The organism is Arthrobacter ulcerisalmonis, assembly GCF_900609065.1.
Taxonomy (GTDB): domain Bacteria; phylum Actinomycetota; class Actinomycetes; order Actinomycetales; family Micrococcaceae; genus Arthrobacter; species Arthrobacter ulcerisalmonis.
Window position 1 is genome coordinate 62412 of record NZ_UXAU01000013.1, and the last position, 13154, is coordinate 75565.

14 protein-coding genes are annotated in these 13154 nt (G+C 64.1%); 9 read left to right on the plus strand and 5 right to left on the minus strand.

Going from position 1 to position 13154, the window contains the following annotated elements; genetic code table 11:
- Positions 1–104 precede the first annotated feature (104 nt).
- Positions 105–521, plus strand: coding sequence for a hypothetical protein (locus PSET11_RS03690; protein ID WP_124090768.1), 417 nt, complete (start codon positions 105–107; stop codon positions 519–521).
- On the plus strand, positions 521–1885 hold the full coding sequence (locus PSET11_RS03695; protein ID WP_124090769.1) for an alpha/beta hydrolase family protein: 1365 nt from the start codon (positions 521–523) through the stop codon (positions 1883–1885). Before PSET11_RS03690 ends, PSET11_RS03695 begins: the two co-directional genes overlap by 1 nt.
- Here the strand turns inward: PSET11_RS03695 and PSET11_RS03700 are convergent.
- Positions 1882–2310 carry a phage holin family protein gene (locus tag PSET11_RS03700; RefSeq protein ID WP_124090770.1) on the minus strand — a complete coding sequence of 143 codons (429 nt, stop codon included), beginning with the start codon at positions 2308–2310 and terminating at the stop codon, positions 1882–1884. The genes PSET11_RS03695 and PSET11_RS03700 overlap by 4 nt on opposite strands.
- Positions 2311–2394: 84 nt before the next feature.
- Here PSET11_RS03700 and PSET11_RS03705 point away from each other — a divergent pair, with 84 nt between their 5' ends.
- The 5 genes from PSET11_RS03705 (at position 2395) to PSET11_RS03725 (ending at position 8071) form a co-directional block, all read left to right on the plus strand.
- A complete protein-coding gene (locus PSET11_RS03705; protein WP_124090771.1) occupies positions 2395–3513 on the plus strand; it encodes a histidinol-phosphate transaminase in 1119 nt (372 codons plus the stop codon).
- Positions 3514–3663: 150 nt separating this feature from the next.
- Positions 3664–4920: a pyruvate dehydrogenase (acetyl-transferring) E1 component subunit alpha gene (gene pdhA, locus PSET11_RS03710; protein ID WP_124090772.1), complete on the plus strand. Its 1257-nt coding sequence runs from the start codon at positions 3664–3666 to the stop codon at positions 4918–4920.
- Positions 4920–5900 carry an alpha-ketoacid dehydrogenase subunit beta gene (locus PSET11_RS03715; protein WP_124090773.1) on the plus strand — a complete coding sequence of 327 codons (981 nt, stop codon included), beginning with the start codon at positions 4920–4922 and terminating at the stop codon, positions 5898–5900. The genes pdhA and PSET11_RS03715 overlap by 1 nt, the downstream gene beginning before the upstream one ends.
- A gap of 7 nt (positions 5901–5907) precedes the next feature.
- Entirely contained in the window at positions 5908–7434 is a 1527-nt protein-coding gene (locus PSET11_RS03720) for a dihydrolipoamide acetyltransferase family protein (protein WP_124090774.1), read from the plus strand.
- A gap of 4 nt (positions 7435–7438) precedes the next feature.
- Complete coding sequence (locus tag PSET11_RS03725) at positions 7439–8071, plus strand: phosphatase PAP2 family protein (protein ID WP_238989009.1); 633 nt, start codon at positions 7439–7441, stop codon at positions 8069–8071.
- 26 nt (positions 8072–8097) lie between these two features.
- Here the strand turns inward: PSET11_RS03725 and PSET11_RS03730 are convergent, their stop codons facing one another.
- The 4 genes from PSET11_RS03730 to PSET11_RS03745 all read right to left on the minus strand — a co-directional run bounded on the left by PSET11_RS03730 (position 8098) and on the right by PSET11_RS03745 (position 11084).
- The gene (locus PSET11_RS03730) at positions 8098–8445 is read right to left on the minus strand and encodes a hypothetical protein (protein ID WP_124090775.1); all 348 of its coding nucleotides are present in this window, start codon (positions 8443–8445) and stop codon (positions 8098–8100) included.
- 156 nt (positions 8446–8601) lie between these two features.
- Positions 8602–9030 carry a universal stress protein gene (locus PSET11_RS03735; protein ID WP_124090776.1) on the minus strand — a complete coding sequence of 143 codons (429 nt, stop codon included), beginning with the start codon at positions 9028–9030 and terminating at the stop codon, positions 8602–8604.
- A 44-nt stretch (positions 9031–9074) separates the two neighbouring features.
- The gene (locus tag PSET11_RS03740; protein WP_124090777.1) at positions 9075–10367 is read right to left on the minus strand and encodes an aminotransferase-like domain-containing protein; all 1293 of its coding nucleotides are present in this window, start codon (positions 10365–10367) and stop codon (positions 9075–9077) included.
- Positions 10368–10514: 147 nt separating this feature from the next.
- Positions 10515–11084, minus strand: a complete 570-nt coding sequence (locus PSET11_RS03745) for an NAD(P)H-dependent oxidoreductase (RefSeq protein WP_124090778.1) — start codon at positions 11082–11084, stop codon at positions 10515–10517.
- A 120-nt stretch (positions 11085–11204) separates the two neighbouring features.
- Here PSET11_RS03745 and PSET11_RS03750 point away from each other — a divergent pair, with 120 nt between their 5' ends.
- Both PSET11_RS03750 and PSET11_RS03755 read left to right on the plus strand, forming a co-directional pair.
- Positions 11205–11813, plus strand: coding sequence for a TetR/AcrR family transcriptional regulator (locus tag PSET11_RS03750; protein WP_124090779.1), 609 nt, complete (start codon positions 11205–11207; stop codon positions 11811–11813).
- A gap of 355 nt (positions 11814–12168) precedes the next feature.
- Positions 12169–13152, plus strand: a complete 984-nt coding sequence (locus PSET11_RS03755) for an ABC transporter permease (protein WP_124090780.1) — start codon at positions 12169–12171, stop codon at positions 13150–13152.
- Positions 13153–13154: the final 2 nt, after the last annotated feature.

Genomic DNA, 13154 nt, shown 5'->3' on the forward strand with positions numbered 1-13154 from the left:
ATGAGTTGGTTACTTATCCACATACGGCGAAAGTGCCTCCACCGTGCCGGCGCGCATCCCTAAGGTGGGTCAAAGAAGGCCCGACGCCGGAAGGAGACGTTGTGATGGTCCTGTCCTTGGAAGGCCGGCCAGGTAGCCCGCCAGGTTTCGCGGGCCCGGATCTCGACGGCCTGCAGCAGCAGCGGACAGCCGAGATTCGGCTGCTTGCCGGACGCCTGGCCGCGTGCGTTGACCTGCTTGAGCAGGTGCTGGTGGGCTGCCGGGACATCCAGTTGATTCAGTGGCAGTCGCCAGCCGGGCAGGCGTACCGGAGTGCTGTGGCAATGTTGGCTGCCGCGTTGCAGACTGCGTCCCGGCAACTGGCGGAGTCTGCGGCGGACCTGGCCCAGTCTCCGCCGGAGTCCTGGCCAGCGCCTTGGCCACCGGGGGCCGGCTCACCAGCACCGTTGCCGTTTCCCGCGGACCTCCTCGGCAGCCCAATGAATGCCGCAGGGACCGCCGCACTCTGGTGGACCGGCTGATGGCTGACGTTGACGACTGGACTGGCCAGGGTGTGGGGCTGTCACGCGAACCCCGGGATGGGCTCCTGGGGGTCCGCGGCGGGGTGGGCGGCATCAGTGTGCAACTTGAGGAATTGGGCGCTGGCGCGGAAAAACTGGACGTACTCGCTGCAGAGCTGATGGCAGTGGACACTGAGGTGGGCCGTCTGGGTGATGCGCTCTGCCGAGCCACCGGTCAGGTGCAGTGGACGGCGGATCGGCGGATAGCGGCTGTAGCGGACGGGCAACGGCACATCGATGCGGTGCGGCGGCGGATGCAGGATCTGAGCGAGCACATCAGGGCTTGCCAGCGGGACTATCAGGTTGCCGAGTGGGAGGCGGACGCAGCCCGTTTCACTGGGATGGCCGGAGTGGCGAGCATTCCTGCTTCCTTGTCCATCATGGCGGGAACTGGAGTGCCGGACGGCGCCACCATGGACAACCTCCTCTCAGCGCTGGGGGTGAACGCTGCTGCCATGCGTCGTGAGCTGACCCGATACCCGCAGATCCGCGACGTGCTGATGGGCGGCTTCAAACCCCGCCCCTTGGACGTGCGGCAGGTCGAGACGGTCTACGTCGACCTGGACAGCTCGCCAGCGGGATTGCTGGAACGAATCCGGAGTATCGACGCCCGCGGGCCGGGGATGATCGAGGTTGTTGCGGTGGACAACGGGACGGAGCGGGCGTACGTGGTGGTTGTGCCGGGTACCCAAGCCGCCGGCACGCGCGCTGGTGGCAATAACCCCTTCGATGAGGCAGGCATTGCCGAGGCGATGTTTTACGATTCTGCCGAGGTCAGCAGGGCTGTGGCGGAGGTGCTCGCAGATTCAGGGGCCAAGGATGGCGACAAGGTGGTGCTGGTGGGCTACAGCCAGGGTGGGATCCACGCCATGAACATCGCCGCCAATCCCATGATTCAGGAGAAGTACCAGGTGCCTTTCGTCCTCACGGCAGGATCGCCAGTGGCCGGCATTACACCTCCCGAAACTGTGGAGTCGCTGCATCTTGAACACCGCGCCGACTGGGTGCCAGGAGCGGATGGCGGCCTCAACCCGGACACGCGGGGACGGGTGACCGTCACGCTTGATGCGCCGGCGGTTGTGGGCCCGGGCGAAGGCGGCCTGGGAGCAGGCCACAGCTTGACGGGTTACCAGGAGGGGGCCCGACTGGCGGCTGCGAGTACCAATCCGTCACTGGTGCATTCCACCGCGGCTTTGGCGGGCCTGGTGGGGACTGCTGGTGTGGCGACTGCCACCAGGTATTCGTTGACCCGAGCCAAGGATCCTGCCCGTGCGCCAATCAGGCAGGACCCGCGGGGGCGCGAAAGGGGGTTGGGCGCCCGTTAGCGCCGACGCGAACCGGTCAGTCCGCCAGCCACCATGGACACGAGGGAAATGATGATGGCGGCAAAAATTGCCGTCCAGAAGAACGAATCGATGCGCAGGTGCACCGGCGTGTAACTGCTGATCCATGCGGTGAGGTACAGCATGGCCGCGTTGATCACCACGGTAAAGAGGCCAAGCGTCAGGATGGTCAACGGCAGCGAAAGGAGGCTGGCGAGGGGCCGCACGAACGCGTTGACCACACCAAAGATCGCTCCGATGAAGAGGAACGCCAGGACAATGCCGATGGTGTCCGACCCCTCCGTGACCCCACTGTTCGCGACGGCCTCCGTGGTGGCGGTGCTTGTTATCTCGAGACCCGGCAGGACCCAGCCGGCAACCCAGAGAGCTGCAGCGTTGATGATGACTCGAAGGAGAAAGGAACCCATAGACCCCATGGTTCCATATCAGCCTGAGCAGTGGCAGGGACGAAATTCCCGGCCACTGCGAGAAGGAGAAGTAGGCTGGTGCTCATGACCTCAGCAGAGACACTGGGCGGCGACATCCCGCCGCGTCCGGTGGTGGCAGGGTTGCCTCGCTACGCCGCCGGAAAACCGCCAGCAGCAGTAGAAGGACTGCAGAGCTACAAGCTCTCATCCAACGAGTCCCCACTTCCGCCCATCGCCGCAGTCCGGGAAGCAATCGCCGGATTTTCCGATTTCAACCGCTACCCCGATCCCCTCAGCAGTAAACTCCGGGCTGAGCTGGCCGACTTCCTCGCCGTCCCGGCAGAGGACATTGTCACCGGCGCGGGCAGCCTAGGCGCGCTGAACCAGATTCTGGCCACCTTCGCCGGTCAGAACGATGACGGTAAGGCCGATGAAGTCATCTATGCCTGGCGTTCGTTTGAGGCGTACCCCATCAGTGTGGGCCTGGCGGGCGCCGAGAGTGTTCGCATACCCGTGACCGCTGACGGGCGCCACGACTTGGACGAAATGGCCCGCGCTGTCTCCGCCCGGACCAAGGTCATCTTGCTGTGCACGCCCAACAACCCCACGGGTCCCGCACTCGGCGCTCAAGAAGTCGAAGCGTTCCTCAATTCCGTGCCAGCCAACATTGTGGTGGTCATAGATGAGGCGTACCAGGAATTCGTCCGTGACGACGGTGCCGTGAACGGGATCGAGCTATACCGCAAATACCCCAATGTGGTGGTCCTGCGGACATTCTCCAAAGCTCACGGCCTGGCCGGCCTCCGGGTGGGCTACAGCGTCAGCCAGCCAGCCCTCACCCAATACCTCCGGGTAGTCGCCACACCGTTCGCCGTCTCGCAGATCGCAGAAGTAGCAGCGCTCACCTCGCTCCAGAATTTCCCGCAGGTTGTGGAAAGGGTACAAACTCTGGTGGACGAGCGGGATCGCGTGGCAGCGGGCCTGCGCGCCCTTGGCTGGAAAATCCCAGACCCACAAGGGAACTTTGTCTGGCTGGATCTCGGGGCCGAAGCGGCCCGATTTGCGGCTGCTGCTGCGGAGCGGGCGCTCTCAGTGCGCGCCTTCGCCGGCGAAGGGGTGCGGGTCTCCATCGGGGAACCGGTTGCCAACACCCGTTTCCTGCAGCTCTGTGCAGATTATACAAAGGCTCCAACGGGTTCCTAGCGCTTAACGAATGGCCTGGCCGCCCGCCACTGACGATAAAGTAAGGTTCAACAAACCATGTATATGCCCGAAAGGGAATGCATTCCCGTAGAGGCATATATCCCAGCGACATTGCACTTACCCAGGTAGTGCGGCAAGCAAGGAGACGGTATGGGCACTCATCTGCCTGCCACCGAGTTCGACGGAGCTGAGCTCGACGACCAGCGCGAAGCTGACGCGGAGGCGCTCCTCGGCGTGCCCGCAGCCCCCATGGTCCAACTCTTGAATCCCGACGGTGTGTTGGGGACTGACCCCATCTTCAGCCAATACGCTGACCGGTTAACGCCAGAACACCTGCGGGGGTTTTACGCGGACATGGCCAAGATCCGCCGGTTCGATGTGGAGGCCACTGCCTTGCAACGACAAGGTCAGTTGGCGCTCTGGGTGCCCCTCACCGGCCAGGAAGGTGCCCAGATCGGTTCCGGTCGAGCCACCGAACCGCAGGACTACATCTTTCCCACCTACCGTGAGCACGGTGTGGCCTTGACCCGGAACGTGGACCTCGCGGAGTTGCTGAAGCAGTTCCGGGGAGTGTCCAACGGCGGATGGGACCCCAAGGAAACCAACTTCCACCTCTACACCATGGTCTTGGCGGCGCAGACCCCGCATGCAGTGGGCTACGCCATGGGCCTGCAGCGTGACCAGAAGCTTGCCGCCGCAGCCGGGGAGACCGACAAGCCGATGGCCGCCGTGCTGGCCTACTTCGGTGACGGTGCCAGCTCCGAAGGCGACGTCCACGAATCAATGGTCTTCGCGTCCTCCTTCAACGCTCCCGTGGTGTTCTTCTGCCAGAACAACCATTGGGCGATCTCTGTGCCCACGGCAGTCCAGACCAAAGTCCCGCTGGCGGACCGCGCCAAGGGTTACGGCTTCCCTGGCATCCGGGTGGACGGCAACGATGTCATTGCCGTCCACGCCGTAACGGAATGGGCCCTGGAGCATGCCCGCCAGGGCAACGGTCCGGTCCTGATTGAAGCCTTCACTTACCGGGTGGGCGCTCACACCACGGCGGATGACCCCACCAGGTACCGGCCTTCCGCGGAGGAGGATGCCTGGCGTGCCAAGGACCCGTTGGCGCGGCTTGAGACCTACCTGCGCGCGGCCGGTGAGGCCGACGATGCCTTCTTTGCCCAGGTCAAGGCCGACGGTGACGAACTCGCCGCCTACGTCCGGCGCACCGCGTATGACCTCAAGGACCCGGACATCCGCTCAGCCTTCGCCAATACCTATGCCGAAGCGCACCCGCTGGTAGCGGAGGAGTTGGCGTGGTTCGAGGAATACAGTGCTGGTTTTGCGGGCGAACCCAGCGAAACGGGTGAAGCCGACAACAACCACGGATCCGTCGCCGCAGCAAAGGCAGGGCACTGATGACCACCATGACCATCGCGAAAGCCCTCAACGAAGGACTTCGTGCCACGCTGACGGCCAACCCCAAAGCGCTGCTGATGGGCGAGGACATCGGCCCGTTGGGCGGTGTTTACCGGGTCACGGACGGCCTGATCCACGAGTTCGGTGCGGACCGGGTGGTGGACACGCCACTGGCTGAGTCTGGCATCATTGGCACCGCCATCGGGCTGGCCTTGAGCGGCTACCGGCCCGTGTGTGAGATCCAGTTCGACGGGTTCGTGTTCCCCGGCTTCAACCAGATCACCACCCAGCTGGCCAAGCTGCACGCCCGGAGCAGCGGCCTGTTGACGGTCCCCGTCGTCATTCGGATTCCGTATGGCGGCGGCATCGGCTCGATTGAGCATCACTCCGAGTCCCCCGAGGCCTTGTTTGCCCACACCGCAGGGTTGCGCATCATCACGCCCTCAAACCCGCACGATGCGTACTGGATGATCCAGCAAGCCGTTGAGTGCCTGGACCCCGTCATCGTTTTTGAGCCCAAGCGCAGGTATTGGCTCAAGGGTGAGGTTGATACCGAGAACCCGGGAACGGCAGCGGATCCGTTCGCCGCACACGTGCTGCGGGAAGGCACTGACGCCACCGTGGTGGTTTACGGGCCTCTGGTGCCGGTGGCCTTGGCTGCGGCCAACGCCGCCGCCGAGGATGGCCACAGCATCGAGGTGATCGACCTCCGCTCCATCTCGCCGATCGACTTCGACACCGTGACCACGTCGGTACAGAAGACGGGGCGCCTGATTGTGGCCCACGAGGCTCCCACTTTCGGCGGCATCGGCGGTGAAATCGCGGCCCGGATCAGCGAACGTGCCTTCCATTCACTGGAGGCGCCGGTCATCCGCGTGGGCGGCTTCCACATGCCCTACCCCGTTGCCAAGGTTGAAGAGGACTACCTTCCGGACATTGACCGCATCCTGGAGGCGCTGGATCGCGCCCTGGCGTACTGAGGACACCATGACTCTGAACACGTTCAACCTGCCCGACGTCGGCGAGGGACTCACCGAGGCGGAAATCGTCTCCTGGAAGGTCAAGCCCGGCGACACGGTGGCCGTCAATGACGTCATCTGTGAAATTGAAACCGCCAAATCCATCGTGGAACTGCCTTCGCCCTTCGCCGGCACGGTCAGCGAATTGTTGGTCCCCGAGGGCGTGACCATAGACGTGGGCACAGCCATCATCAGCGTCAGCGACGCCGTCGCGGGAGACCCGACGCCGGCCGACGCCCCAGCGACAACAGCGCCCGTCCAGCCGCTCTACGGCAAACTGTCGGCCGCCGAGTCGTCCGACGCCGCCGCGCCCGACGCCGGTGCTTCCGGAGGGCAGCCCACTGCAGGGCCGTTGGTGGGCTCAGGTCCCAAGGCTGACGCGGTCAAGCGCCGGCCGCGCAAGGCCCCCGCGGTCCAGGCCCAGCCGACGCAGACCCAGCCCTCGCTGGCACCGCCGGTCACCGCACAAGCGGCTGCACCGTCGTCGAACGCTGCACAGGCATCCGCTGCACAAGGGTCAGTTGCCAGCGTGCCAGCCAGCCCCACGGCAGCCGAGGACACTCGGCCAACCCTGGGCGGAACCATCACCGGCCTCGTGAACCGGGTGCTGGCGAAGCCTCCTGTCCGGAAAATCGCCAGAGACTTGGGGATCGACCTGGCCGACGTCGTGGCCACCGGGCTGCGCGGCGAGGTGACGCGCGAAGACCTGGTGAGCTACCAGTCCCAGCGCGACGCGGAGCTGGACAAGGCAGACGGATTCTGGGGTAAGGCCGGCAAGCCGCAGGACCAGCGGGTGGAGACCATCCCCGTCAAGGGTGTTCGAAAGGCGACCGCCAAGGCCATGGTGGAGTCGGCGTTTGCTGCTCCGCACGTGAGTATTTTTGTTGACGTCGATGCCAGCCGGACCATGGAGTTCGTCAAGCGGCTGAAGGCCTCGCGTGACTTCGATGGCATCCGTGTTTCGCCACTGTTGATCCTGGCCAAGGCAGTGATCTGGGCGGCGGCAAGGAACCCTAGTGTCAACGCCACCTGGGTTGACCGCCCGGAAAAGGATTCCGCCGAGATCCACGTCAAGCACTACATGAACCTTGGGATCGCGGCGGCGACTCCGCGCGGCCTGATGGTGCCAAATATCAAGGACGCCCAGGACCTGTCCCTGAAGGAATTGGCGTTGGCGTTGAACGATCTGGCCACCACTGCTCGTGCCGGGAAGACCCAGCCCGCGCAGATGCAGGGCGGCACCCTGACCGTCACCAATATTGGCGCCCTGGGGATTGATACCGGCACACCCATCATCAACCCGGGTGAGGTGGCCATCGTGGCCTTCGGAACCATCAAGCAGAAACCCTGGGTCCTGGATGGGGAAGTGATCCCACGCTGGATCACCACCTTGGGGGGATCCTTTGACCACCGCGTAGTGGACGGGGACCTCTCAGCTCGCTTCATGGCGGATGTTGCCGCCATTCTCGAAGAGCCCGCGCTGCTCCTTGACTGAACGCGTGGAAGCTGAGGCGGCAGAGCCCACAGTAGTGAAAGCCAAGCAGTCCAACAGGGCGGCTTGGTGGATCTCGGAGCTGTTCCAGCCACCAGTGGTGGTGAGTGTCCAGTTGCTGCTCAGCCCGGTGAATTCAGCGGGCTTTCCGGGGAATCTGGGCTATGGTGCCATCGCGGCGGGATTCGTCTGCATCCTGCCGCTGGTGGTGCTGCTGGTGTTGGTCCGGCGTGGGCTGGTCAGTGACCACCACGTCTCAAACCGCAAGCAGCGCGCGCCCGTCCTGCTGATGGCGCTGACTTCGATTATTGCCGGCTTGGTGGTCCTCGGCGCCATGGGGGCGCCGGCAGAGGTCACGGCGATGGTCCTGGCTGTGGTGGCCGGCGTGGTGGTGCTGGCGGCGGTGAGCCCGTTCTGGAAGATCAGCGGCCACGCTGCGGCCATTTCCTCGGCAACAGTGGTTACTGCTGCGATGCTGGGGCCGGGGTGGCTGGCGTTGTTGGTGCTGATCCCCGCCGTGGGCTGGTCCCGAGTGGTACTCGGCGCTCACACCACAGCTCAGGTTATTGCTGGCTCGCTGTTTGGCGGCGTGGTGATGGCGGGGATCTGGTGGTTCCTGGTCGGCTGGCTGGTCAATTAGAGCAGCTGAACCGGCGGGTCTGATTCTTAGTAGGCGCCGTAGGCGGAGTAGCTGTTGAGCATTTCCAGGGAGTCCGGGTCCAGAGAAGTGGAGATGCCAACTGCTGCGGCGACCATGAGGCCCAGCATGACGGCGGTCATGCCCAGCCAAGCTGCGGGAAGCTTCCAGCTGCCCTCCTGGGTGCTGCCAACGGTTTCGGCGGTGCCAAGGCCAGCGACGCTGACGCTGTTGGGGGCGGTGTCTACGCTGCCGTCGTCGAGAAGGGCAATGACGGTGCCGTTGGCACTGTCGACGCGCATTGAGGTGATGTGGTTACCGTGGCGGGCCATCAGGATGTCGTGGCCTACGCTCTGGTTGCGGGTAAGAGTAATCAAGGAATTTATCCCCTTCGGTAGCGTTGGATTGTGTGTGTCCGCACCATTGAGGTCTATGCCAATTCTACCGCGGCAAGCCCTGAGAACCCCCGGATCTGGGCGTGAGAATGGACACCATACCACCTCGTGGGCGGCATGATGTCCATTCCGGTCGTGTTAGTCGGCGTCGTACGTGTTGGCGATGTACACGTCGCACGGAGCGTTGTGGGCGACGCTGTTGGCAACGCTGCCCAACACCCGTCCGATCCCTTGCATGCGACGGTTACCCACCACAATGATCCGGGCTTCCATCCGGACGGCTTCCTTGATCAGCGCATCAGCGGGCCGACCTCGGGCCGCCGAGTAGGTGACGGCAACGTCCTTGGCCAGGGAGTCGGCCACCGTGCGCGCCACGTGCTCTGCGCCGTCGGCGTCGGAAACGATCCAGCGGTCGCTGCCGCTGCCGAAGACTTCCGTCCGGTCGCTGTCGAACGCAGACACAACGTGCAGCGATGCTCCCAACGCAACCGCCAGCGCGTGTGCCGACTCCGCTGCCTTCTTGGCTGTGTCGCTGCCGTCAACGCCTACAACGATGATTCCGCTCATCTATGTGCTCCTTTTACTGGGTTTGCCGCTGTGTGTGGCCAACGCTACCCCGCGGCGATCGCTTCCTGAAGCACCGGTGCCAATCGACGCACGCCTTCGACGATTGCTGCCGGTGGCACCGCACTGAAGGCGAGGCGTAACTTGTTGGACGGCTCGTCCGACGGCGTGAAGGCGGCGCCCGGGATGAACACCACTCCAGCGTCGATCGCCTTGGTCAGCAGCGGGTAGGCGTCGACCCCCTCGGGCAGGGTCACCCAGACGAAGAAGCCGCCGTCTGGGGTGGTCCAGGTTGCTCCTTCCGGGAAGTGTTCCGCCAGGGCGGACAGCATCGCCTGGCAGCGCTCTGCATAGAGCCCCCGGTAAGTCTGAATCTGGGTCTTCCAGTCGTAATCCCGGAGGTACGCAGAGACGAGCATCTGGTTCAGCGCGGGCGGGCAGAGGGTGACCGACTCAGCTGCCAGGTAGTAGCGGCGTTGCAGGTGGGCGGGGACCAGGGCCCAGCCAACGCGCAGCCCGGGGGCGAAGATCTTGGAGAACGATCCCATGTAGATGACATCGTCCGGGTTTGCCGCCCGCAGGGGCACCAACGGCTCGCCGTCGAAGCGAAGCAAGCCATACGGGTTGTCTTCCAGGATCAAGATATTGGCGTTCCGGCAGATGTCCACGATTTCCTGGCGCCGCTCTGCTGCCAGGGTGATTCCGGAAGGGTTGTTAAAACTGGGGATCGTGTAAAGGAATTTGATGGACTTGCCGGCCAGTTGGAGCGCTGCGATGCGGGCTTCCAACAATTCCGGGATCAGTCCATCTGCATCCATGGGCACCGTCTCCACCTGGACCTGGTAGGCCTCGAACGTGTTCAGAGCCCCGACGTAGGTGGGATCTTCAACCAGGACCACGTCGCCCGGATTGCAGAAAACCTTGGTGGCGACGTCCTGGGCTGACTGCGAGCCTGCAGTGATCACGACGTTCTCGGGCCGCGCATCGTGGATGCCCTCGGCGGCCATGACCTCGCAGATCTGTGCCCTCAGCTCTTCGGTCCCTTGGCCAGCACCGTATTGCAGCGCGGTCAGGCCATCGGTTGCGATGATCTCGGCAGCAGTGGCAGCCAGCCGATCCAAGGGCAAGGACTGCAGGTAGGGACTGCCGCCGGCAAGGGATACCAGGCCGGGTCGGAGCGAGATGTCAAAGACATCCCGGACGGCTGATTGACGGATATGGGCGGCCCGGTCGGAGAAGAGCTCCTCGTGGCGGTGGGCAGACGTTGCTGCCCGTTCGATCGCGTCGATTGCTTCGGCTGGCAGCGTCGCTGCTGCGGCGTTGAGTGTTTCGTGGGTCACGTCCTCAGGATACAACCGGGGGTTGCCCTAAAAGCAACATTTGTTGAACCCTGATTTACAAATGTCGATAGAAACAGCCGTGCCCCGGGCGGGTTGGACCATCCGGGGCACAGGCTTGGCACGCGTGCTGCGGCCAGGAGCTACTGGTCAGGCGGCGGGCTGGTTTGCAGCCTGGGCCGTGGCGAGGGCGGTGAAGACGCCCTGGATCTGCTCGACAACTTCGGCGTCGTCCTTCGGGTGCAGTTCGGCGAACCGAACCATCGAGCCGGGAACGGCGAGCTTGGCATCTTCGACGATCTGGGCGCCGGCAATGCCTGCTGCCTTGCGGGCCTCGTCCTGGGCCCAGACGCCACCAAACTGGCCAAAGGCAGTTCCGACGACGGCGGTGGGCTTGCCGGTCAGCGCGCCGGCGCCGAAGGGGCGGGACAGCCAGTCGATCGCGTTCTTCAGGGGCGCCGGGATGGTGCCGTTGTACTCGGGGGTCACCAGGAGGACGGCGTTCGCCGAGCCTGCTGCCGCCCGCAGTGCTGCTGCTGCGGCGGGAACCTGGCCCTCTACGTCGATGTCCTCGTTGTAGAAGGGGATGTTGCCCAGGCTCTCGTGGATGACAACGTCCACCTGGTCCGGTGCATTCAGGGCAATGGCCTCGGCCAGCATCTGGTTGGTGGATTCGGCGCGCAGGCTGCCGACAAGTGTCAAAACGGTGCTCTTGGTCATAACGACTCCTTGAGTGGGCCGGTGGGGAACCGGCTGGGCAAAGTAGGAGGCGCGGTCAGCGCCTTCAAGAGTCTAAACGGACCGTGGTCCGTTTATATTCCCGGACCTAGAATGAGGACTGTGAGACTGATCCCTTTGCGGCCGGAGGGCGCGCCCGTCACCGCTGCCGAACGCAGTGACGCCGCCCGCAATCGCGCACGGGTGCTGGCTGCCGCAGGGGAACTCATTGAGGAGTGCGGTGCTGCCGGGCTGACCATGGAGCGCGTCGCCGAACGGGCCGGGGTGGGCAAGGGCACCATCTTTCGGCGGTTCGGGAGTAGAGCCGGCCTGATGTCCACCCTGCTCGACGAGTCAGAGGCAGCATTCCAGGCCCGCTTCATGTTCGGTCCGCCCCCGCTGGGCCCCGGCGCACCAGCCCTGCAGCGGCTGATTGCCTTCGGTGCTGAGCGGATTGCCTACGTGATGGAATTTGGTGACCTGGTGGTGGGGGCGGAGGGCCCCAGCGACGGCCGATTCGAGGCCCCGGCCGCAGCTTTGTGGGTCCGTCACGTCGAAGTCCTGCTCCGCGAGGAAGGCCTGAGGTCCGACGTCGGGTTGATGGCGGGTGCGCTGTGCGCCACCTTGGATCCGGAGCGGCTCCTGAACCTGGTCAGGGTGCATTCCGTGGCGCCGGAGCGGCTAGTGGAATCGTGGCGTGATCTTGTCACGCGACTCGTGTCAAGGGTCTAAAATCCGCAGACAACTGCGGATTCGTCCAGTCACATGAACATTACAGAGCCGTTCATAACAATATGATACGCGGGCTTAGCTTTCGGGGGTTTGCGCGCATGCAAGGGGGCACCTTGTGATAGTTTCCTCTGGAATGTGACCCGCAACATAGTCCACCAGGACGGGCCCAAAGCCAGCGGGAGACCAGCTATCCGCTGGTACACGACCCGTCTGGCGGTACAACCCCCGCTGCAGCGGGGCCGACGGAAGGATCCAGCGCATGAACAACGGTTTGCCTCAACTAACAGCCGCAGGGCTGGACGAGCCGCAGCACACGGGTCCCCAACGTCCGGCGGCGAAGCAGAAGTAACGTTCAATGCTCAGGTACCTCGCCAAACGCGGCATCACTTACGTGGTCATGATCTTCCTGACCACATCCGCCGGATACTTCCTCGCCGTCAGTTCCCTCAAACCAGCGCTGCTGGAACAAGAACGCATCCCCCGCCCCACCCCCGAGCAGGTCGCCAACTCCATGCGGCTGAAGGGCCTGGACCCCGACCTGAACGCGTGGGAACGGTACGTGGGCTGGCTCACCGGCATCGTCACCCGCTGGGACTGGGGCCGGAGCCCCAACGGGGCCTTCATTAACGCCGAATTCGCTGACCGGGTCTGGATCTCCACCCGACTCTTCCTGGCCTCCATCATCCTCACCCTCATCATCGGTGTGGCCCTGGGCGTCTATTCCGCCGCCCGCCAGTACAAGTTCCAGGATCGCGTGGTCACCTCCTACAGCTACCTCGCGTACATTGTCCCGGCCCCTATTGCCTACTTCCTGGTCCAACTTGGTGCCATCAACATCAACGAGACAGTGGGCCAACGGATTTTCTTCGTCACGGGAATTTCGACGCCGGGAATGTCCCCGGGGTGGGATCAATTCGTCGACATGCTGGCGCACTATGCCGTGCCCACCATTGCGATCACGCTGGTGGGGTGGGGTTCGTACCAGATCGCCCAGCGGCAGTACCTGCTGGACAACGTCAACGCCGACTTTGTCAGAACGGCGCGCGCCAAGGGGTTGACCCGAAACCAGGCCATCAGCCGCCACGCGCTGCGGGTGTCGTTCATCCCCGTGGCACAAAGCATCGCCTTCACCATCCCGGCCATCTTTGCCGGCGGTTTCTTCGCAGAGAAGATCTTCGCCTGGCCGGGTGTGGGCTCGTGGAGCATCGACGCTATCTCGCTGCAGGACGTCAACGCGGCCACCGCAACCCTGGCCTACGGTTCAGTGATCTTTGCTTTGGGGGCAATCTTGGCGGACTTCGCCACCACGCTTGTCGACCCGAGAGTGCGGGTGCAGTAGCC